General features: G+C 67.6%; 22 protein-coding genes. 7 read left to right on the forward strand and 15 right to left on the reverse strand.

Features of this window, described 5'->3' with window-relative positions:
* Nucleotides 1–113 precede the first annotated feature (113 nt).
* A complete protein-coding gene (locus tag EO170_RS12645; RefSeq protein WP_104585418.1) occupies nt 114–710 on the forward strand; it encodes a diffusible signal factor-reguated Ax21 faimly virulence factor in 597 nt (198 codons plus the stop codon).
* 276 nt (nt 711–986) lie between these two features.
* Here EO170_RS12645 and EO170_RS12650 read toward each other — a convergent pair whose 3' ends face one another.
* The 6 genes from EO170_RS12650 to EO170_RS12675 form a co-directional block, all read right to left on the reverse strand.
* A complete protein-coding gene (locus EO170_RS12650; protein ID WP_104585456.1) occupies nt 987–2,012 on the reverse strand; it encodes an NAD(P)H-dependent glycerol-3-phosphate dehydrogenase in 1,026 nt (341 codons plus the stop codon).
* 15 nt (nt 2,013–2,027) lie between these two features.
* Entirely contained in the window at nt 2,028–2,543 is a 516-nt protein-coding gene (secB, locus tag EO170_RS12655; protein WP_006451124.1) for a protein-export chaperone SecB, read from the reverse strand.
* A 110-nt stretch (nt 2,544–2,653) separates the two neighbouring features.
* A complete protein-coding gene (locus tag EO170_RS12660) occupies nt 2,654–3,091 on the reverse strand; it encodes a rhodanese-like domain-containing protein (protein ID WP_104585420.1) in 438 nt (145 codons plus the stop codon).
* A 75-nt stretch (nt 3,092–3,166) separates the two neighbouring features.
* Nucleotides 3,167–3,589 carry a hypothetical protein gene (locus EO170_RS12665; protein WP_126945342.1) on the reverse strand — a complete coding sequence of 141 codons (423 nt, stop codon included), beginning with the start codon at nt 3,587–3,589 and terminating at the stop codon, nt 3,167–3,169.
* A gap of 28 nt (nt 3,590–3,617) precedes the next feature.
* Nucleotides 3,618–4,088: a YiiD C-terminal domain-containing protein gene (locus EO170_RS12670; protein ID WP_026064546.1), complete on the reverse strand. Its 471-nt coding sequence runs from the start codon at nt 4,086–4,088 to the stop codon at nt 3,618–3,620.
* A gap of 140 nt (nt 4,089–4,228) precedes the next feature.
* Entirely contained in the window at nt 4,229–5,038 is an 810-nt protein-coding gene (locus EO170_RS12675) for a glycosyltransferase family 25 protein (RefSeq protein WP_115675630.1), read from the reverse strand.
* 189 nt (nt 5,039–5,227) lie between these two features.
* Here EO170_RS12675 and EO170_RS12680 point away from each other — a divergent pair, with 189 nt between their 5' ends.
* The 3 genes from EO170_RS12680 to EO170_RS12690 all read left to right on the forward strand — a co-directional run bounded on the left by EO170_RS12680 (nt 5,228) and on the right by EO170_RS12690 (nt 8,371).
* Complete coding sequence (locus EO170_RS12680) at nt 5,228–6,025, forward strand: uroporphyrinogen-III synthase (RefSeq protein WP_277601086.1); 798 nt, start codon at nt 5,228–5,230, stop codon at nt 6,023–6,025.
* Between the two features lie 103 nt (nt 6,026–6,128).
* A complete protein-coding gene (locus EO170_RS12685) occupies nt 6,129–7,109 on the forward strand; it encodes a uroporphyrinogen-III C-methyltransferase (protein ID WP_104649628.1) in 981 nt (326 codons plus the stop codon).
* Nucleotides 7,106–8,371, forward strand: coding sequence for a heme biosynthesis HemY N-terminal domain-containing protein (locus tag EO170_RS12690; protein WP_126945348.1), 1,266 nt, complete (start codon nt 7,106–7,108; stop codon nt 8,369–8,371). The genes EO170_RS12685 and EO170_RS12690 overlap by 4 nt, the downstream gene beginning before the upstream one ends.
* A 172-nt stretch (nt 8,372–8,543) precedes the next feature.
* Here the strand turns inward: EO170_RS12690 and EO170_RS12695 are convergent, their stop codons facing one another.
* A complete protein-coding gene (locus tag EO170_RS12695; RefSeq protein ID WP_126945350.1) occupies nt 8,544–9,086 on the reverse strand; it encodes a hypothetical protein in 543 nt (180 codons plus the stop codon).
* A gap of 122 nt (nt 9,087–9,208) precedes the next feature.
* Nucleotides 9,209–10,504 carry an acetyl-CoA C-acetyltransferase gene (locus EO170_RS12700; protein ID WP_104585434.1) on the reverse strand — a complete coding sequence of 432 codons (1,296 nt, stop codon included), beginning with the start codon at nt 10,502–10,504 and terminating at the stop codon, nt 9,209–9,211.
* An 88-nt stretch (nt 10,505–10,592) separates the two neighbouring features.
* On the opposite strand from EO170_RS12700, the gene EO170_RS12705 reads away from it, so the two are divergent.
* Entirely contained in the window at nt 10,593–11,477 is an 885-nt protein-coding gene (locus EO170_RS12705; RefSeq protein WP_164741028.1) for a hypothetical protein, read from the forward strand.
* A complete protein-coding gene (locus EO170_RS12710; RefSeq protein WP_164739938.1) occupies nt 11,474–11,911 on the forward strand; it encodes a VOC family protein in 438 nt (145 codons plus the stop codon). The genes EO170_RS12705 and EO170_RS12710 overlap by 4 nt, the downstream gene beginning before the upstream one ends.
* Nucleotides 11,912–12,160: 249 nt before the next feature.
* On the opposite strand, the gene EO170_RS12715 is transcribed toward EO170_RS12710, so the two are convergent.
* The 7 genes from EO170_RS12715 to glnA form a co-directional block, all read right to left on the reverse strand.
* On the reverse strand, nt 12,161–12,808 hold the full coding sequence (locus EO170_RS12715; protein ID WP_104585440.1) for a superoxide dismutase family protein: 648 nt from the start codon (nt 12,806–12,808) through the stop codon (nt 12,161–12,163).
* Between the two features lie 48 nt (nt 12,809–12,856).
* Nucleotides 12,857–13,456 carry a superoxide dismutase family protein gene (locus tag EO170_RS12720; protein WP_164739296.1) on the reverse strand — a complete coding sequence of 200 codons (600 nt, stop codon included), beginning with the start codon at nt 13,454–13,456 and terminating at the stop codon, nt 12,857–12,859.
* 587 nt (nt 13,457–14,043) lie between these two features.
* Nucleotides 14,044–15,474, reverse strand: a complete 1,431-nt coding sequence (gene ntrC, locus EO170_RS12725; RefSeq protein ID WP_104649633.1) for a nitrogen regulation protein NR(I) — start codon at nt 15,472–15,474, stop codon at nt 14,044–14,046.
* Nucleotides 15,467–16,522, reverse strand: a complete 1,056-nt coding sequence (locus EO170_RS12730; protein WP_164739297.1) for an ATP-binding protein — start codon at nt 16,520–16,522, stop codon at nt 15,467–15,469. The genes ntrC and EO170_RS12730 overlap by 8 nt, the downstream gene beginning before the upstream one ends.
* 265 nt (nt 16,523–16,787) lie before the next feature.
* On the reverse strand, nt 16,788–18,230 hold the full coding sequence (locus EO170_RS12735) for an ammonium transporter (protein WP_164739298.1): 1,443 nt from the start codon (nt 18,228–18,230) through the stop codon (nt 16,788–16,790).
* Nucleotides 18,231–18,252: 22 nt separating this feature from the next.
* Complete coding sequence (locus EO170_RS12740) at nt 18,253–18,591, reverse strand: P-II family nitrogen regulator (protein ID WP_002808480.1); 339 nt, start codon at nt 18,589–18,591, stop codon at nt 18,253–18,255.
* A gap of 275 nt (nt 18,592–18,866) precedes the next feature.
* A complete protein-coding gene (gene glnA / locus EO170_RS12745; RefSeq protein WP_006449210.1) occupies nt 18,867–20,276 on the reverse strand; it encodes a type I glutamate--ammonia ligase in 1,410 nt (469 codons plus the stop codon).
* Nucleotides 20,277–20,496: 220 nt separating this feature from the next.
* On the opposite strand from glnA, the gene EO170_RS12750 reads away from it, so the two are divergent.
* Entirely contained in the window at nt 20,497–21,291 is a 795-nt protein-coding gene (locus tag EO170_RS12750) for an undecaprenyl-diphosphate phosphatase (protein ID WP_104585446.1), read from the forward strand.
* The last annotated feature ends 29 nt before the right edge of the window (nt 21,292–21,320 follow it).

The raw sequence follows: 21,320 nt of genomic DNA on the forward strand, positions 1-21,320 counted from the left end.
CCAGTCAGTTCAAAATTCAGGCCGCGTTCCATCGAATAACGGAGAATTTACATCTCGGCAGCGAACGGCATCCGCCTCAGCGCCGGCCCAAACCATAAGTACAGGTATCGATCATGAAGAATTCACTGCTGGCCCTCGGCCTTCTCGCAGCCCTGCCGTTTGCGGCCTCCGCTGCTGAAAACCTCTCCTACAACTTCGTCGAAGGCGACTACGTGCGCACCCCGACCGAAGGCCGCGATGCGGATGGTTGGGGCGTGAAGGCGTCCTACGCCGTCGCTCCGAACTTCCACGTGTTCGGCGATTACAGCAAGCAGAACGCTGACGACAACGACAACGTGTTCGAAAGCTCCAACTCCGACTTCCAGCAGTGGGGCGTCGGCGTGGGTTACAACCAGGAGATCGCCACCAGCACCGACTTCATTGCCCGCGTTGCCTACCGCAAGCTGGACCTGGACACCCCGAACATCAGCTTCGACGGTTACAGCGTTGAAGCCGGCCTGCGTAATGCCTTCGGCGAGCACTTCGAAGTCTACGCCCTGGCTGGCTACGAAGACTTCTCCAAGAAGCGCGGCATCGACATCGGCGACAACTTCTACGGCCGCCTCGGCGCCCAGGTCAAGTTGAACCAGAACTGGGGCATCAACGGCGACATCCGTATGGATGGCGACGGCAACAAGGAATGGTCGGTCGGCCCGCGCTTCAGCTGGTAAGCCGCACGTTTGACTGCAACGCGACTCTCTCTCCCGCGTTGCATTGGAAGCCCGGTCCCCCGACCGGGCTTCTTTCTTTTGGGCGATCGGTTGGCGATACGATGCGCATCGCTGCACGGCGGTGGTGGGTAATGCGGGTCCTGCAGGCGCATGGAACCTCGCGCTCAGGCTGTTCGTCTTCCCGCCAGTCGTTGCGATCCGCATCAACAAAAAGCCCGGCATTGCCGGGCTTTTTGTTGATGTCCGTGCAATGCGCGCCAACGCGCCATGCCGCAATCAGGTGAACAAGGTCTGCGGGTATTCGGGCTTGCGCTCGCGTGCCAGCAATTCCTTCAAGCCTGCTTCCGGGGTGATCTCGCCATGCAGCACCGCACGCACGGCGTTGGAGATCGGCAGCTCGATGCCGTGATGCTCGGCCTGGCGCATGACTTCGTCGGCGGTCTGCACCGATTCCACCACCTGGCCGATCTCGCGGATGGCATCGCTCAGGCTCTGTCCGCGTCCCAGTGCCAATCCCAGCCGTCGGTTACGCGACAGATCGCCGGTGCAGGTCAGCACCAGGTCGCCCAGGCCAGCCAGACCCATCAAGGTTTCCGGACGCGCGCCGATCGCCGCCGCCAGCCGCAGCATCTCGTTCAAGCCGCGCGTGATCAGGCCGGCACGTGCGTTGAGGCCCAGCTGCATGCCATCGGCCACACCGGTGGCCACGGCCAGCACGTTCTTCATCGCGCCACCAAGCTCGGCGCCCACCATGTCATCGCCGGTGTAGGCGCGGAAGGTGGGGCCATGCATGGCATCGGCCACGACCTGCGCAAACGCCGCATCGTCGCCGTGCACGGTGATGGCGGTCGGCAGGCCGAGCGTGACTTCCTTGGCGAAGGACGGCCCGGTCACCACGGCCAGCGGAACGCTGGGGCCGAGGATGTCGCGCGCCACTTCGTGCAGGAACCGCCCCGAGCCGGGCTCGAAGCCCTTGGTCGCCCACGCCACGCCGGCACCGGCCGGACGCAACGGTGCGATCAACCGAATCGTCTCGGTGAACGCATGCGAAGGCACCACGACCAGGATCCAGCCGGCATCGGCAATGGCCAGCTGCAGGTCGGTGGTCGCGCGCAGGCTGTCGGGCAAGGCAATGCCCGGCAGATAGCGTACGTTTTCATGACGGCGGTCGATGGCATCCACCATCGCCGCATCGCGTCCCCAGAGCACGGTCGGGTGACCGTGTCTGGCGAGCAGCGCGGCCAGGGCCGTGCCCCAAGAGCCGGCGCCGAGAACGGCGATCTTCTGCGTCGAATCGCTCATCGGCGCACGCAAGGCTTAGGCGTTGCCAGCCGGCTCGGAATCGGCCAGCGAGGTGCCTTCGCCCTGCGAACGCTGGCGCAGGGTCTCTGCATACAGCGCTTCGAAGTTGATCGGCTGCAGGTAGAACGGCGGGAAGCCGCCTGCCTGGATCAGGTCGCTGACCAGGGTACGCACATACGGGAACAGGATGTTCGGGCACTGGGTACCGAGCAGCACGTCGATCGCCTGCGGCTCCAGGCCGACCAGGCCGAACACGCCGGCCTGCTGCACTTCGGCCACGTAGGCGGTCTTGCCACCTGCGGTGCAGGTCAGGGTCACGGCCAGCACGACTTCGAAGGCGTTGTCGTTGAGGCGCTGCACCTTCTGGTTGAGGTTCAGCTGCAGCTCGGGCTGGTTGGCGTCATTGAAGACAGCCGGCGCGTTCGGCGATTCGAAGGAAACGTCCTTGACGTAAATCTTCTCGATGGTGAAAGCGGGGCCAGCAGCGGCGTCGGCCGGCGCAACCGCGCCGTTGATGATTTCGTCGGACATTCCTAACTCCAGAAACGGTTCGGTGGATGCAGCGTTGAATGATGCAGACGTGAAAGTGCAAGTCTCTCACGCCAGCAATGGGGACTTGCCCGGCGCCTCACAAGATGCGGTCAGGCGCGGCCCTTGACCAGCGGCAGCTCGGCGATCTGCCAGGCGGCCACGCCGCCCTCGAGCCAGTAGACCTGCTCGAAACCGGCTTTCTTCAGCGTCTTGGCCGCGCCTGCGGAGGCATTGCCGTTGCGGCACACCACCACCACCGGCGATGCCTTGGCGTTGGCGAGCAGCTTGCCGGCCGGGTCGAACTTGGCCAGCGCCACGTTGCGGCTGCCGGCGATATGGCCTTTTTCGAAGTCGGCGGTGGGCGACAGGTCGATCACCAGCGCGTTCTCGCTGTTGATCAGGCGGGTCAGCTCGGCCGGCTTGAGTGCGCGGTACCCACGGAACAGGCGCGCGACCTCGGTGACGATCAGGGCGATGGTCAGGCCCACCAGGGCCAGCGACAACATGGGGTTGCGGCCGACAAAGGCCTGCAGCTCTTCGAAATTCACGGGGTCAGGGTCAGTCAAGCGGGCGGGAATTGTCGCACAGCTGGCGCGCGCGCCGGCCAGCGCCCTCGGCACGGGCTATTGGCCCTGCCACAGATCGGGCAGGCCGCTGGCCAGCCACCAGCGTTTGTGCTCGGCGTCCCAGCGCCACAGCTCGATGCTGCGCACCAGCCGTTCGGCCTGGGTATTGCGGTTGATCACCCGTAGCTCGACCTCGCGGCGCAGGTCGCCGTTGACGTCTTCGCCCACCCGCATCTCGCGGTAGCCGGAGATCTGCACCTGTTCGTAGCGCGAGCGTTCCAGGTCGCTGAGCGGATGCGCCTGGGCATAGGTCGGTTCGACAAAGCCCTGCGCGGCATCGAAATCGCTCCAGCGCACGGCGGCCGTGTAGGCGGCCTGGGTGGTTTCCAGCGCGCGTGCCTGGGCACGGCTGCCGGCAGACACCATCCCGCTGACCATCGTCAGCCCGAGCAACAGCATTGCCCCGATCACTGCACGCATGCGCATTCCCCCAAGTCCAGCGCGCATCCTACCGTTTTGGAAACGCCACGAAGCGCCCGCTCAAGGTGGCCGCCGCCGCGCCGGAACCCAGCGCGATCTGCGCACGCATGCCGATGCGCGCCTTGCCGCGCTGCCGGAAGGTCGCCAGGAACGCCTCCCAGCTGCCGAGTTCGGACGGCTCGGCATTGGCCACCAGGTCTTCGTAGACCGGGGCGACATAGCGCAGCTGGCTGTCGGCCACATAGACATCGGCACTGTGTCCGGCCAGTTGCAGCTGCAGCGTCAGCCAGCCCCAGCTGGCCAGCGTCATCAACGACGCCAGGCTGCCGCCGAACGCATTGGCCTTGTCGTTGACGTTGGCCTGCAGCGGCGCACGCAAGCGCAACGCGCCGTCATGCAGGCCGTCCACGGCAATGCCCATCGACAGGACCGGCGGCATGGCGATGAACTGTTGCTGCAGCGACTGCAGGGCGGATGCGAGCGTGCACGAAGGAGTCATCGGCAAAGGCTGGAAGACGGCGAAGGGCGGCATCATGCCGCAATGTTCCGCGAGCGTCTTGTGCACTGGAATGACATGCGGTACCGCATGGTGAAACACGTTCAGCGCCGTCTCGTTGCACGCCTTCGCTATCGCGCCGCTCAGGGCGCGAACACGACCTTGCGGTAGCCCTGCGCCACCCGCAGCAACGCGGTGGCCCTGGCCTTCCACTGCGCACTGCGCTGCTTCTGCGCCTGCGTCAACGGCGCATCGATGGTGCTGGTGAACACGATCTGCTCCGGAGCGGCGTGGAAGAACTTGTCCTGGATGCACGCGGCCGGCGACAGCTGATAGGTGGACAGTTGCTGTGCGACCGGCGATTCGTTCCAGCCGAACAGGAAGATGTCGGCCATGGTGTGCCAGCGCACATCGGCCGCCAGCAGCAGGCGCGCCGCCTCGCGGCTGAGGAGCAACGCCCCGGCGCAGACCGGCCAGCAGTGTTGATGGGGCGAGGGACGCACCAGGCGCAGCTGCCGCCCGCCGACTTCGGCGACCTTGGCGTCGAGCTTGATGCGGTTGTAGGACGGCTCCAGCCGCACGATGCTGTTGCCGCCCGGCAGCCACGCGCTGCTGCGCAGCAGCACCGGCAGCGCGTCGGACAGATGCATGTCGTCTTCGAAGATCGCGGTGTAGGCGTCGTCGGAGTCGGCTGCGATGCGCCACGCGGCCTGATGGCTCAGGAAGCAGCCGATATTGGAGGCGGTCCACTTGCGCGGGCCGGTGCTGAAGGCATCCCCGGAGCCTTCCAGCGGCCGCGCGCGTGCGAAGTCGGCAATCTGCGCAGGCGTCAGGGTGGCGCCATCCACCGCGGCAATCCGCTCGAACGGCAGGCCCAGCGCCTGGAACCGCGTCGCCATCGCCTGCAGGCGGTCACCGCTGCGCTGCATGTTGATGAGGTAGGACTTGATCACGGCGCCACTCCAGCTCGATTGTCGTGGCGGAGCGTGGGCGGAAGCGATCAGTGGCACAGACCCGGGGACGAGGTTCTGGCCGCAGAAACGCAGGCATCGCGCCGGGCAGGCACGCAAGGCCGGACAACGCGCCAGGATCAACGCGTCGTCGGCGCCACCGCAACGCGCGACAGCTGCCCCGATACCTCATTGCTCTCGCATAATCACTGGATGACATCTCCCGCCCCCGCTGCCGACGCCTGGACCTTGATCTCGCTGCGGCCCAGCGGTGAGCACGCCCCACTGCGCCGCGCCGCCGCGCGGCACGGCGGACGGTTGCTGGCACTGTCGCCGTGGCGGCTGCAGACCAACCACACCCCACAGGCACTGGCCGCATTGCGGCAAGCCTTGCACGCGCCGATCGCGGTGTTCACCAGCCCGGCCGCGGTGCATGCGGCGCATCGCCTGGCGCCGCTGCAACGGCCGGCGCAGGCGCACTGGGTCAGCGTGGGCGATGGCACCGCGCGCGCGCTGCAGGCCTGCGGCATCGACACGGTGATACGTCCGACGCGCATGGACAGCGAGGGCCTGCTCGCGTTGCCGTTGTTCCGGCAACCGCTGCAGGCCGTCGGGCTGATCACCGCCCCCGGGGGGCGCGGCATGCTGGCGCCGGCCCTGGAGCAGCGTGGCGCCCGCATCCTGCGCGCCGATGTCTATCAACGCGTGGCGCTGCGCCTGCGCGCCTCGTCAGTGCAGGCGCTGGCCGATGCGCTGCCGGGATGTGTCTTGGCGCTGAGCAGTGCCGAGGCGCTGACGTTGGTGCTGCAGCAATTGCCGACATCGCTGATCGACGCGTTGCGGCAACGCCCGGTGGTGGCGTCCAGCGAACGCATGCGGGAATCCGCACACGCCGCCGGCTTCCATCAGGTGGTGCGCGCCGCAGGGCCCTTGCCCGAGCAATTGGCTGCGGCTGCCGCCGCGATCGTGACACCATCGCGACCTTGCTGAACTTCGAACGCGAGCACGGCTTGCGGGTGTCTGCCGCTGCACGCCATGCTGTGGCAGATGATGGCGGCACCTGCACCCGTCGTGACCGCGCGAGGATGGACGAATGACCGAACTGCCCGCTTCCACGCGACGCTTTCCCCTGGCATGGCTGCTGCTCGTCCTCGCGCTGGCCGCCGTGGGCGTGGCGCTGTTGTTCGGTTGGCGCGCGTGGCGGGACTACCAAGGCACGCAGCTGCAGGCCGCCCAGGCGCAGCAACAGCGCTGGGATGGCGCACAGCAGATGCTGGAGATGCTGCGCCGTGACCAACGCCTGGCCAACGAACGCCTGGCGGATGCGGCAGCCACCAACCGCGTGCTGCGCGACGAGATGCTTGGTCTGAGCCAGCGCAGCGCCCTGCTCGAGGAAACCGTGCAAAAGCTCGCCGATCCCAACCGCCATGGTGCGCAGGCGCTGCGGCTGGATGAGGTGGAGCTGCTGCTGCGGCTCGGCCAGCAGCGGCTGAGCATCGCCGGCGATGCCGATGGCGCGCGCCGCGCCTATGCGCTGGCCAATGCCGCACTCAATGGCGTCGACGATCCCGGCTATCTCAATCTGCGCCAGGCGCTGGTGCAGGAACGCGACGCCCTGGATCGCCTGGGCGCCGGCCCGCAGGCGCAGGCTGGTCAAACCCTGGATCAGTTGGCCGGTGAGCTGCAGCGCCTGCCCGAACAGACCGCCACCGACAGCGAGGCCGCGCGACCGTGGTGGCAGAAAGCACTCGCGCCGCTGGTGGACATCCGTCCCAGCCGTGGCGATGCGCTGCTGACCACCGGCGCCGACCGCCACGCCGCGCGCGACGCCCTGCAGATCGAAGTCAGCCTGGCCCGCGCCGCGGCCGAGCGCGGCGATGCCGCCGGTTTTGCGCAATCGCTGCGGCGCGTGGATACCTGGACCACCCGGCTGTGGCCGGATTCGCCACAACGTCGCCAGGCGCGTACGCGCCTGCGCGCACTGCAACAAGCGCCACTGCGTCCGCACCTGCCGGAACTGGGCACCACCCTGCTGCAACTGCAGGCCATGCGTGAAGGGAGATCCACCCAATGAAAGTGTTGCGTACCGTCTTGATCCTGTTGGTTGCCGTGGCGCTGGGCGTGCTCGGTGCGCAATGGCTCTCGCATCAGACCAGTTACGATCTGGGCAATGTGGTGGTGAGCGTCGGCGGCAACGACTATCGCGCCGCCATGCCGCAGGCGTTGCTGATCCTGGTCATTGCGCTGCTGGTGCTGTGGCTGGTGTGGACGCTGGTCAGCCTGCCGTTCCGGGTCTGGGGCAAGTATCGCCGCAAGAAGGGCCGCGCCCGCCTGATCGAAGGCCTGCGCGCAGCCGATCATGGCCAGTGGCAGCGTGCCGAGCGCCTGTTGGTCAACGCCAGCGAGGATGCCGACGTCAGCGGCATCGCCCTGGCCAGTGCAGCGCGCGTTGCCGATGCCCGCGGCGATGAGGCGTCGGCAAACGCGCTGGCCCAGCAATTGGCCGAGCGCGACCCCACTGCGCATGCGCTGCTGCAGGGCGAGCGGCATCTGGCGCGGCAACGCCCGGTCGAGGCGATCAACGCGCTCGATCATGCCAGCGCGCAGCCACTGCCGGCGCGCGGCCTGCTGCTGCGCACGCACGCCCTGGCGCAAATAGGCCGTGCCGACGAGGCCTACGGTCAGCTCGGCGCATTGCGTCAGCAGGCGGTGCTGGCACCGGAGGCCTACAGCGCACTGGAAGCCACGCTGGCCGAGCAGACGCTGTTGCAGGCCGGCGATGCCAATGCGCTGGCCGAACGCTGGGAAGCGCTGCCCAAACCGCTGCGCACCTATCCCGCGGTGGTGGGCGCCTACGCACAGCGCGCGGCGGTGCTGCACTGGGACGATGCGGCGGTGCATAGCCTGGAACAGGCGCTGGACGCGCAGTGGGACGAATCGCTGGTGCGTCTGTACGGCGTGCTGCCATTGGAAAAATACGATTCACGCCGCGCCAGTGCCCAGCGTTGGCTGACCCAGTACCCGGACAGCCCTGGCCTGTTGCTGACCCTGGCACGCCTGGCGCGGCACCAGCAGCAGTGGTCGCAGGCCGAAGAGTTCCTGCATCGCGCAGTCGCCAATGGCGCGGGCAGCGAGGCCTGGGAAGAACTCGGCCACGGCTTTGCCGCCGCAGGCGACCTGCTGTCCGCGCAGCACTGCTACGCCAATGCCCTGCGCGCCGCACGCGGCGAGCCGGTGCACGAGGGCCTGCCGCAGCAGTCGCTGCGCGGGCCGATCGTATCGGCATACCCAACGCCGCCGGCCGACCCGCTCGTACCGGACGATCGCCTGCCTTGATCGCTGGGGTCTGATCGCTGCGGACAAGCAAAAGCCCCGGCCTGTCCGGGGCTTTTGCTTTGTCCGCGTCTGCACGCGAGAACCGCCACGCAGGTTTACCCGCTGGCCGGGATATCTGCAGGAGCGCGACGCACAACCGCTCTGAAGGCGTGTGCAGGCGCACCGCCACAAATTACCAATCGCGTGCGCGCCGGGGTGGCGCCGGCAACTCGTGCAAGAACGCATCGCAGGCGCCCAGGAAACGCGACTGCGCGTCGTCGACCGAGTGCGGCGACAAGACACGCGACCCCAGTCTGCCGATCAACAGCATGACCGCCATCCCGCCCGCGCCGGCCAGCCAGCCGATCGCGCCATCCAGCGCCAGGCCACCTGCCAGCAATGGCAAGACCGACGCTCTGGTGATGACGGCATAGCGCACCCGGCGCCGCTCATGCTGCAGGCACAAGGTCACCACATGCGCGCTGCGCTTGCGCAGCACCAGGGCCAGGATCAGATACGGCAGTACGCCCATCAGCAGCGCCAGATAGATCGCCGGATGATGCCAGTGGAAGATGTAGCGGCGCGGCGAAGTGTCGGCCGGCGCATTGCACTTGACGCAACGTGGCGGCAGATCGGCGCCCGGCGTGCACACCAGCACATCGCCCTCGCGCCACACGGCACCGTGCGCCGGAGGCAGGTAGAGCGTGGGTGGTTCGCGTGCATCAACGTTCGACATCCATGCGTCCTTGCAGGTTGGGGATTCGGGATTGGGGATTGGGGATTCGTAAAATCAGGAATCCGCTTCATGCTTTGCGAATCCCCACTCCCGAATGCCCAATCCCACGCTGCCAAGCAGCGTCAGCGCTCGACGATGGCCACCACGCCCATGCCGCCGGCGGTGCAGATCGAGATCAACGCCCGCCCGCCGCCGCGCTCTTCCAGTTGCTTGGCGGCAGTGGCCACCACACGGGCGCCGGTAGCGGCGAAGGGGTGGCCGGTGGCCAGCGACGAGCCCAGCGGGTTGATCTTGTCCGGGTCGATACGCCCAAGCGGCGCTTCCAGCCCCAGGCGATTGCGGCAGTAATCCTCGCTTTCCCAGGCGCGCAGCGTGCACAGCACCTGGGCGGCGAAGGCCTCGTGGATTTCGTAGATGTCGAAGTCCTGCAGGGTCAGGCCCTGGCGCGCCAGCATCTGCGGTACCGCAATGGTGGGCGCCATCAACAGGCCTTCGCCATGCACGAAATCCACCGCCGCCACCTGCGCATCGCGCAGATAGGCCATCGGGGTGTGGCCGTGCGCCAGCGCCCAGGCTTCGCTGGACAACAGCACTGCGGCCGCACCGTCGGTGAGCGGGGTGGAGTTGGCCGCGGTCAGCGTGCCGCGGCCGGAGGTCTTGTCGAAGGCCGGGCGCAGCGTGGCCAGCTTTTCCAGCGAGGTGTCGGCGCGCAGGATGTTGTCGCGCGAGACGCCGCGGAACGGCGCGATCAGCGTGTCGAAGAAACCGCGCTCATAGGCGGCGGCCAGCTTGTGGTGCGAGGACACCGCCCATTCGTCCTGTGAATCGCGCGAGATGTTCCATTCCTTGGCCATGTCCTCGCAATGGTCGCCCATGCTCTTGCCGGTGCGCGGCTCGGCCACGCCGGGGAATTCGGGCTTGAGCTCGCCGAACTTGAAGCCACGCAGCAGCGCCTTGAGCTTGTCGCCGGTGGCCTTGGCGCGGTTGGCGGCCATCAGCCGCGCGCGCAGCTTCTTGCCGTAGACGATCGGCACTTCCGAGGTGGTGTCCGAGCCGCCGCCGATGCCCGAATCGATCTGGCCCAGCGCGATCTTGTTGGCGATGGTGATCACCGAATCCAGGCTGGTGCCGCAGGCGCGCTGCAGGGTGATGCCCGGCGTCAGCGGCGACAGCCCGGACGACAGCGCCGCCTCGCGGGCCAGGTTCCAGTCCGAGGAGTGCTTGATCACCGCCCCCATCGCCACTTCGCCCAATTGTTGCCCATGCAGCCCGAAGCGCTCGACCAGCGCGCCCAGCGTGCGCACCGACATGCCCAGGTTGCCCACGTCCGCATAAGCGGTGTTCTGACGACAGAACGGGATACGAACGCCGCCCAGGATGGCGACGGGACGGGCTGCGGGCATCGGTTGACCTGGCATGGAGGACTCGGGGACATGGCCTGCACAGGGCCGGCAGGCATAATGGCCGCAGTGTAGCTTCGACCCCGTGATGGGCCAACCGCGAATCATGAGCAAGACCGAACACGGCGTGACCGCCATGGGTGTGATGGCGCTGGAATTGACGGGCGGCACCGCCCCCGAGCGCGGCGCCCTGGCGCCGGACCAGGCCGGCATGCTGGCCGAACGCATCGGCCGCGACCTGGCGCAATGGATCCCCGAAATCCGCGAGCTCGAGCTCAGCGTGGCAATGGCGCATTTCGACCCGGCCGAAGTGCTGCGGCCCGGCTGGCCGCTGCATCGCCGGCTGGACGAGTTGCATGCACGTGCGCCCGGGCGCGACCAGGGCCCGCGCGTGCTGGCGTTTGGTGCCGATGCGCAGGGCGAGATCCCCTTGCCCTTCCAGGCCGACCCGCAGCTGATCGGCGGCGGCCTGCGCGTGCTGCCGTTCCTGCTGTCCGGCGATCCGGAAATCGTCGCCACGGTTGCCGAGGCGATGGAAGAAGTGCTGCTGGCCCAGGGCATGGCGCAGGCCGATACCGCGCTGCTGGCGCAGGAAAGCTTCGGGGCACGCATCGAGCATGCGCGTTATCTCACCGCGCACGACCTGGCGGCGATGATGTCGATGCAGTACGACAACCAGGGCCTGGCGCCGCTATGGCCGCTGATCGAAGCCGCCCTGCTGGCCCCGCACACCGAAGAATGGCTGGAGCAGCCGCCCGAACCGGTGCTGCGCTATGTCGACGGCGAAGTGCGCATCGCGCTGTTCGACCCGGCTGGCTGGTGCGATTACTACCAGCACGACCGCGAGCATTGCGAGCGCCTGCGCGGGGTGTATGAGCAGTATCTGTCGCGTCAGCGGCAGATGGCCGCGGTGCTGGAGGCCCACGGGCTGCCGGTGCTGTACGTGCATGTGGAACCGGGCCAGGATCCGCGCCAGGCGCTGGCCGCGTGAGCCGGACGCCGGCTTCCACGGCACCTGCGTTGCAGGGCATCCTGGAAACCGGCGTGTATGTGGCGGATCTGCAACGCGCCTGTGCGTTCTACGCCCGCGTGCTGGGAGTGGACGCGATGTATTGCGACGCACGCATGGCCGCATACGCAATCGCGCCCGGGCAGGTGCTGTTGCTGTTCCTGCAAGGCAGTACCGCCGCGACAGTGACGCTGCCGGGCGGCACGATTCCGCCGCATGATGGCAGCGGGCGCACGCATTACGCACTGGCCATCGCTACCGATGCACTCGCCGCATGGGAAGCACACCTGCAGGCCTGCAACGTGCCCATCGAAGGCCGCACGCAGTGGCCGGGCGGCGGGCAGAGCCTCTATTTCCGCGACCCGGATGGGCATCTGCTGGAACTTGCAACACCGGGGCTGTGGCCGAATTACTGAGCCGGCGATGCCGCCGATCTGGTGCCGGCGATCAACGTCAGCTGCCTGCACAGCGCGCCCGGATCGGTCCGTAGCGACATCTCGTTGCGTACCGACAGGCCCCATGCAACGCGCGATGCGCGGCATGCCGAAGGCGCCATGCGCCCGCACACACACACATGAGCGGATCGCTCCCAGTGCGGCCCAAAAACAGCAACGCCGCGGTGATCGATCACCGCGGCGTTTTGCCGGGCTGCTGGCGTGTCCTGCTTACTTGGTTGCCGCTGGCGCGTTGTCGGTGGTGATCACGCCGCAGGCCAGGCGACCGCCGGCGTTGCCGGTGGGCTGGGTCTTGTAGTCGTCGGCATCGGCATGCACGATCACCGCGTGGCCGGCGATGTCGAACTGGTCGGCCTTGCCGAGGTTGACGTTGCTCGACACCGGGCCATCGATGCTGGCATTGCCCTGCGCATCGGCCTTGATGTTGGGCATGTCGCCGCCGTGGTGCGGGTCGGCACTGACGGCGCCGTGATCGGATTGGGCCGGATTGAAGTGGCCACCGGCACTGCTGCCGTCCGGTGCGCTGCAATCGCCCTTCTCGTGGATATGGAAGCCGTGCTCGCTATCGGGCTTGAGGCCACTGAGCTGACCGGTGACACGCAGCGCGCCGTCGACGATCTTGAAGCTCACCGTCCCTTTGACCTCGCTGCCCTTGGTCGGCTTGAGTTCGGCGGTTGCGGTGGTGGTGGCCGCCGCTTCGGTGACCATGGACGCGGCGTGCTCGCCGCCATGCGCCGCTTCGGCCGGTGCGCCGGCCTGCGGCGCGGGTGCGGGATCGGCCGGGGCGGGCTCATCGCGCTTGCACGCGGTCAGCACCAGCGCGGTGGCCAGGAACAAGGTGGTTGGAAGAATGCGCATGAGTAACTCCTGTAGAAAGGCCGCAGCTGCAGCCAGGGGTGCCCCGACTCAGGGCTGCGAAGGGGGTGTGCGCCACTGGGTGACGCGGATGACGCCGCAGGCCAGACGTGCGCCGGCATTGCCGCTGGGTTGGCTGCGATAGTCGTCGGCATCGGCATGCACGACCAGCGACTTGCCGACCACGTCGGTGGGCGCGGCATCGCCCAGGGTGATGCCGGCAACGATCATGTCCAGATGCGCGACACCTTCGGCATCGGCACGCAGGTTGTCCATGTCGCCGGCGTGGTGGGGAGTACTGCCGGCACGCCCGTGCGGCGCACCGGCGGGATTGAAGTGCGCGCCGGCGCTGCTGGCGTCGGCGGCGCTGCAATCGCCGCGTTCGTGCACGTGGAAACCGGCCACGCCGCCGGGGCGCAGGCCACCGACCGTGCCGGTGATGCGGATGCCCTGCAACGCCGGCACCAGCACCACCCGACCGCTGACCAGGCTGCCCGACGCCGATGCCAGCGCCGCTTCGGCCTGCTGGACCGGACGGACCGGCACCACGCGCGCCGCCGGGGGTGGAGGCGGTGGCGGCGGTGGCGTGCTGCTGCAGGCGGCAAGCGCCAGCGCGGTGAGGGCAACGATCGTGGGCGACCGGTAACGCATCGAGCTGTTCTCCTGATCAGGCTGGAAACCTATGCGGGCGCATGTTCACGTGTCATGAAAAGCGCCTGGGGCAGCCCAGGAGTTTACGGGGTTGGTGTCGCGAGCCGGGACATGTGCAAAAAGCACCCTCACCCCAACCCCTCTCCCGCAGGCGGGAGAGGGGCTCGACTGCGAAGATTCATGCCCGCCTTGCCTGCCTTGCCTGCCTTGCCTGCCTTGCCCGCCTTGCCTGCCTTGCCCGCCTGCCTCGCCTGCCTTGCCTGCCTTGCCCGCCTCGCCTTTTCCTGCCTGCCTTCCCTTTCCCGCGTGTTTGACCTTGCTCGCGTGCCTTGCCTTCTCCCGCGTGCGGGGGAAGGTGCCCGAAGGGCGGATGGGGGCGTCGTGCGCCGCCAGATAATCGAGGCGGTGGCACGTGCGAGCGAAAAACGGCGAGTTCATCCCCGCTTGCCGCCGTGATGCGCGTCAATCCCGCCTGGTTCGCTGCTTGGCTCGACCACCTGCGCGCGCAGTACGGCTTTTCGCGGGCGCCCTCACCCCAACCCTGCTCCCGCAGGCGGGAGAGGGACTCAACTCCGCCTGCCGGCCAATCAGCGGCGCTTGCGCCCCGGGCCGAGCTTGCGGGTGACGGTGTTGCGGCCCAGACCCAGGCGTGCGGCCGCTTCGGCGCGGCGGCCCTGGGTCAGTTGCAGGGCGGCTTCGAGCAGGGTCTTGTCCAGGCGTTCGCGCGCTTCGGCATGCAGGCCCTGGGCGCCTTCGCTCAGGCGTTGCGCGGCCCAGCTGGAGAGCATCTCGTCCCATTGCCCGTCGCCGCGGCCGGCACGCTGGCGGCGGCCGCCGCGTGCCAGCGCCGATTCCACGTCGACCACGTCGATGATGTCGGCGGTGGACAACGCGGCCAGGCGCCAGCACACGTTTTCCAGTTCGCGCACGTTGCCAGGCCAGTCGTAGTGGCGCAGTTGTTCCAGTGCGGCCGAGGACAGTCGCTTGGGCAGCATGTCGAGCTTGCGCCCGGCCATGGCCAGGAAGTTCTCGGCCAGTTGCGCGATGTCGCCGCGGCGCTCGCGCAGCGGTGGCAATTGCAGGCGCACCACGTCCAGGCGATGCAACAGGTCGGCCCGGAAGCGGCCTTGTTCGACCAGCGCCTCCAGGTCCTGGTGGGTGGCGGCAATCACGCGCACATCGACGCGAATCAACTCGCGCCCGCCGACACGGAAGAATTCGTTCTCGGCCAGTACGCGCAGCAAGCGGGTCTGCAGCGGCAGCGGCATGTCGCCGATTTCGTCCAGGAACAGCGTGCCGCCGTCGGCCTGTTCGAAGCGGCCGATGTGGCGTTTGGTGGCGCCGGTGAAGGCGCCGGTTTCGTGGCCGAACAACTCGCTTTCCAGCAGCTCCGCCGGAATGGCGGCGGTGTTGAGCGCGACGAAGGGTTTGCGCGCGCGCGGCGACTCGTTGTGCAGCGCGCGCGCGACCAGTTCCTTGCCGGTGCCGGTTTCGCCGTTGATCAGCACCGACAGCGGTGCCTGCGCCAGCCGGCCGATCGCGCGGAACAGCGCCTGCATCGCCGGGGTGTCACCGATCAGCGCCGCCGAGCCTTCCGCCAATGGGGTCCCGATGATCTCCTCGACACCGGCGTCGGCATCCGGCAGCGCGCGTGCGGCCAGTGCCACCGCATCGTCCAGGTCGAAGGGCTTGGACAGGAACTCGTGCGCGCCGCCCCGGAAGGCGCCGGCGGTGCTGGCGACATCGGTGTAGGCCGACATCACGATGACCGGCAGCTGCGGGTGCCTGGACTTGAGCTTGTCGAGCAGGCTCAGGCCATCCTCGCCGGGCATGCGCACGTCGGTGAACAACAGATCCGGAGTCGGCCGCATGGCCAGCGCCTGCAATGCGGCGGCGGCACTCTCGAAGCCGTCGACGGCGTAGCCGGCATCGCGCAAGGCGGTGGACAGCACGAAGCGGACCGAACGGTCGTCGTCGACCACCCAGATGTGGTGGGATGCGGCGGCGGCCTCAGCCATGCAGATGTTCCTTGTCGTGGTCGCCGGCCAGCTCGGGCAACAGCAGGGTGAAAACGGTATGCCCCGGCCGCGAGCGGTAGGTCAGCGTGCCGTGGTGTTCGCGCGAGACCTGCTGGGCCAGCGCCAGGCCCAGGCCGCTGCCTTCGGCGCGCCCGCTGACCAGCGGCAGGAACAGGTGCTCGGCCAGTTCTTCCGGCACGCCGCCGCCGTCGTCGATGATTTCCAGCCGCAGCGACATCGCATGCACGCGGTCGCGGATGCGCTGGCCGTGCTCGACGCGGGTGCGCAGGGTCACGCGGGTGGCGCCGGCCTGGAACGCATTGCGTACCAGATTCCACACCGCCTGGGTCAGGCGGTCGCCGTCGCCGAGGATGTCGGGAATGCTGGGGTCGTAGTCGCGCTGCACCTGCACCGACCAGCCGCCCTCGGCTTCGGCCAGGCGCAGCACGCGTTCGAGCACGACATGGATATTGAGGCGGTCGTGCGGGCGCGCCGGCGTGGGCGAGAGCAGGCGTTCGAGCAGGGTGTTGAGGCGTTCGATCTCGGTGCCGATCAACTCGATCAGCTCGCGCTCGTCCTCGTCGCGGCCGGCCGAGCGCCGCGCCAGCAACTGCGCCGCGCCCTTGAGCCCGGCCAGCGGATTGCGCAGTTCGTGCGCCAGGCCCTTGAGCGCGGCGCTCAAGGCATTGGGCAGCGCATGGGTGGGATCCAGCGCGGGGAATTCGTCGACCGGGTGGGTTTCCAGCAGCCAGCCGCCATCGTCCAGCCGCGACAGCCAGCCTTCGGCAAAACGCGGTGCGTCATTGGGCAGGCCCAATGCCAGCCGGTGCAGGCGCAACACGTCGCGCTCGTCGTTGAGCAGGAAGCGGGCGAGCGCATCGCCCTGCACCTCCAGCGCGGCCAGCGGTTGATCGACCAGGCGCCGGGCACTGACCCCGAGCCAGCGCGCGAAAGCCGGGTTGACGCCCAGCACGCGGCCCTCGCGGTCGGCCCAGGCCACCGGTGTGCCCAGGCTGTCCAGCGATGGCAGGAGCGATGGCATCAGCATTGCACCAATTTAGTGCATGCACGCCCGGCCTGCGCGTGTGTCGCGCAACACGCAGCATGCGTTGAAGGAATTCGGGCCGGACGGCGGCAGGTCGCACCGATCCAGCGGGCATCCGCGCCGACCGTCACAGGCGTGGGGCTGGTCATGCAGGCACCTCGGCAGTTGGTCCGCCGCCAGCGCGGCAACGGGGAAAAACGGACCCGGCACGGCTCTCCCGGCCGGGTCGTTGCGCCACCCGCGGCAGCGTGGCCGCGGGTGTGCATGCTCAGGACTCGTATGCCGCTTCGCCGTGCGAGGTGATATCCAGGCCCTCGCGCTCGGCTTCTTCGGTGACGCGCAGGCCGAACACCAGCTTGGCGACCAGGAAGCCCACCACCGAGACCACGCCGATCCAGACCAGGGTGATACCCACGCCCAGCGCCTGGATGCCGACCTGATGCAGCATGTCGTAATCGCCGCCCTTCTGGCCGCCCAGCGAAGCGGCCGAGAACACGCCGGTCAGGATCGCGCCGATGATGCCGCCCAGGCCATGCACGCCGAACACGTCCAGGCTGTCGTCGGCGCCCAGCAGGCGCTTGAGGCCGGTGACGCCCCACACGCACAGCACGCCGGCAGCCAGGCCGATGACGATCGCACCGAACGGACCCACCGTGCCGCAGGCCGGGGTGATGCCGACCAGACCGGCGACCATGCCCGAGGCCACGCCCAGGGCGGACGACTTGCCCTTGATGATCTTCTCGGTCAGCGACCAGCCCAGGATGGCAGCGGCGGTGGCCAGCAAGGTGTTGAGAAAGGCCAGCGCCGCACCGGCATTGGCTTCCAGGTTGGAGCCGGCGTTGAAGCCGAACCAGCCCACCCACAGCAGCGAGGCACCGACGAAGGTCAGGGTCACGTTGTGCGGCTTGATCGCCTCACGCCCCAGGCCGGCACGCTTGCCGACGAAGTAGGCGCCGACCAAGCCGGCGATACCTGCGTTGATATGCACCACGGTGCCGCCGGCAAAATCGAGCGCGCCCAGGCCGAACAGGTAACCGCCGGTGGCCCAGACCATGTGCGCCAGCGGCAGGTAGCCGAAGGTGAACCAGATCACCGAGAACAGCAGCACCGCGGCGAACTTGGCGCGCTCGGCAAAGGCGCCGACGATCAGCGCGCCGGTGATGCCGGCGAAGGTCGCCTGGAACGCCACGAACACGTATTCCGGCAGGCTGACACCCTTGGTGAAGGTCGCCGCCAGCGTTTCGATGGTCACGCCCTTGAGCAGCGCCTTGTCCAGGTTGCCGATCCACGGGCCTTCGCCGGAGAACGCCAGGCTGTAGCCGTACACCACCCACAGGATGGTCAGCAGCGAGAACACCACCGCGACCTGGATCAGCACCGACAACACGTTCTTGGCGCGCACCATGCCGCCGTAGAACAGCGCCAGGCCCGGCACCACCATCAGCAGCACCAGCAGCGTGGAGGTCAGCATCCAGGCGACATCGCCCTTCTCCACCACCGGTGCGGCCTCGGCGGCGGCCACCGGTGCGGCGGGCGGCTGCGCCGACGGCAGCGGTTCGGTGGTGACCGGCTCGGTCGGCAGCGGGGTGACCTGCGGCGTGGACTGCGCGTGCGCACTGCCCATGCCGCCCACCACCAGCGCGCTGAACAGCATCAGCATGCAGACACTGTAGAACCGGGCCTTCCACCCGGCAAAGAGAGCTGTCTTCATAAGAACTCCGGGGGTGGGGGATTCAGAGCGCATCGGCGCCGATCTCGCCGGTGCGGATGCGCACGACTTGCTCGATCGCGGTCACGAAGATCTTGCCGTCGCCGATCTTGCCGGTGCCGGCGGCGTTCTGGATCGCCTCGACCACTGCGTCCAGCCGGTCATCGGTCACCACCGTCTCGATCTTGATCTTGGGCAGGAAGTCGACGACGTACTCGGCGCCGCGGTACAGCTCGGTGTGGCCCTTCTGGCGCCCGAACCCCTTGACCTCGGTCACGGTGATGCCCGACACGCCTGCTGCGGACAGGGCCTCGCGGACCTCGTCGAGCTTGAACGGCCGGATGATGGCGGTGATCAATTTCATGCGCATACCCCGAATGGTGGAAAAGACCGGCCGGCATTGCGCCGCCCGGCGGTGTCATTCACCTGGATGCCAACCCCGGCATCCGCGCGTTCGCGATTACGCAGACCTCGGCCGATGCCGATGCATCCGCCTCGTGGGAGAGGTCAGGCCCGCGCGTCGCGAACTGTGTGCTCTCTCAATCCCCTACGATCCACGGCCGATGCCGTGGACCGATCGAACGTGTGCGGCGATGGCGGAGGTGGGAGGGGGGGCCTCCGCCATCACCGCGGTGGAACTCAGTTGCCGTAGTACAGCTGGTACTCCAACGGGTGGGTCGCAGCACGGAACTTGGTGACTTCCTGCATCTTCAGCGCGATGTAGCCGTCGATGAAGTCGTCGCTCATCACGCCGCCGGCCTTGAGGAACTCGCGGTCCTTGTCCAGCGCTTCCAGTGCCTGGTCCAGGCTGGAGCAGACCTGCGGGATCAGCTTCTCTTCTTCCGGCGGCAGGTCGTACAGGTCCTTGTCGCTCGGGGCGCCCGGGTCGATCTGGTTCTTGATGCCGTCCAGGCCGGCCATCATCAGCGCAGTGAAGGTCAGGTAGCCGGACTGCAACGGATCGGGGAAGCGCATTTCGATACGGCGCGCCTTCGGGTTGGTGACCCACGGAATGCGGCACGAGGCCGAGCGGTTGCGGGCCGAATAGGCCAGCATCACCGGTGCCTCATAACCCGGGACCAGACGCTTGTAGCTGTTGGTGCCGGAGTTGGAGAAGGCGTTGATCGCACGCGCGTGCTTGAAGATGCCGCCGATGTACCACAGCGCCATCTGCGACAGGCCGCCGTAGCCGTCGCCGGAGAACAGGTTGACGCCACCCTTGGTCAGCGACTGGTGCACGTGCATGCCCGAGCCGTTGTCGCCCACGATGGGCTTGGGCATGAAGGTCGCGGTCTTGCCGTTGCGGTAGGCGACGTTCTTGATGATGTACTTCATCGTCAGCAGTTCGTCGGCCTTCTGCACCAGCGAGCTGAACTTGGTGCCGATCTCGCACTGGCCGGCGGTGGCCACTTCATGGTGGTGCACCTCGGTCTCGATGCCGACCTGTTCCAGCGTCTTGATCATTTCCGCGCGCAGGTCGTGCAGCGTGTCGGTCGGCGGCACCGGGAAGTAGCCACCCTTCACGCCCGGACGGTAGCCGCTGTTGCCGCCGTCGTACTTGGCGCCGGTGTTCCAGGCAGCCTCTTCCGAGCCGACCTGGAAGAAGGTGTGGCCCATGTCGTTGGCAAAGCGCACCGAATCGAAGATGAAGAATTCCGGCTCCGGGCCGAAGAACGCCTGGTCGGCGGTGCCCGAGGACTTCAGGTAGGCCTCGGCGCGCTTGGCGATGCCGCGCGGATCGCGCTCATAGCTCTGCATGGTGGCCGGATCGAGGATGTCGCAGGTCAGCACGATGGTCGGATCGGCGAAGAACGGATCCAGATACGCAGTGCCGGCGTCCGGGAGCAGGACCATGTCCGACTCATTGATGCCCTTCCAACCCGCGATCGAGCTGCCGTCGAACATCTTGCCTTCTTCGAACAGCGCCGGCTCGATGATGTTGGCCGGAAAGGTGATGTGCTGCTGTACACCACGCATATCGACGAAGCGCAGGTCGACAAACTCGACCTTGTTGTCCTTGATCAGCTTTTCAACATTTTCCACGGACATCGGAAGAAACCTCTGCAGAGTTAAGTGGCTCGTGGGCGGAGCTACAGCAGGGACCATGCCAAGCGCCGGACCTTCACAAGTCGTTGATTTTGCTTGCTTCGCTTGAGGCCGCTGACGCAGCGATAGCACCCTTAAGGTGCTAATCAGTCGCATGTTGCACCGATATGGTGCATGCCGCAATGCACTATCCTGACGCCTCCCCCATCCCCTCTCCAGTCCGATGTCCGATCTGATTTCCGCCCTGTTGTTGGGCATTCTCGAAGGCCTCACCGAATTCCTGCCGATCTCCAGCACCGGCCACCTGCTGATCGCCGAACAATGGCTCGGACGCCGTTCTGACTTCTTCAACATCGTCATCCAGGCCGGCGCGATCCTGGCGATCTGCCTGGCACTGCGGCAGAAGCTGTGGACCCTGGCCACCGGCCTGGGCGAGCGTGCCAATCGCGACTACGTGCTCAAGGTCGGCGTGGCCTTCATGGTGACTGCGGTGGTGGGCCTGATCGTGCGCAAGGCCGGCTGGCAGTTGCCGGAAACCGTGCATCCGGTGGCCTGGGCGCTGCTGATCGGCGGGCTGTGGATGCTGGTGGCCGAGCACTTCGCCAGCAAGCTGCCCGAGCGCGATGTGGTCACCTGGAAGGTGGCCATCGCGGTAGGGCTGGCGCAGGTGGTGGCCGGCGTGTTCCCCGGCACCTCGCGCTCGGCCTCGGCGATCTTCCTGGCGATGCTGCTGGGCCTGAGCAAGCGCTCGGCGGCGGCGGATTTCGTGTTCATGGTGGGCATCCCGACCATGTTCGCGGCCAGCGCTTACGCCCTGCTGGAGATGTACAAGGAAGGCGGCTTCGGCAGCGAGAACTGGGCCGATGTGGCGGTGGCCTTCGTGGCGGCGACCATCACCGGCTTTGTGGTGGTGAAGTGGCTGCTGGGCTATATCAAGAAGCACCGCTTCACGGTGTTTGCGGTCTACCGCATCGCGCTGGGCGCCGCCCTGCTGTTGTGGCTGCCGGCGCTGGCCTGAGACGCCGGAAGTCGCATGTCGTGCCGTTT

The organism is Xanthomonas sp. BRIP62409, assembly GCF_003992965.1.
GTDB lineage: Bacteria > Pseudomonadota > Gammaproteobacteria > Xanthomonadales > Xanthomonadaceae > Xanthomonas > Xanthomonas euroxanthea.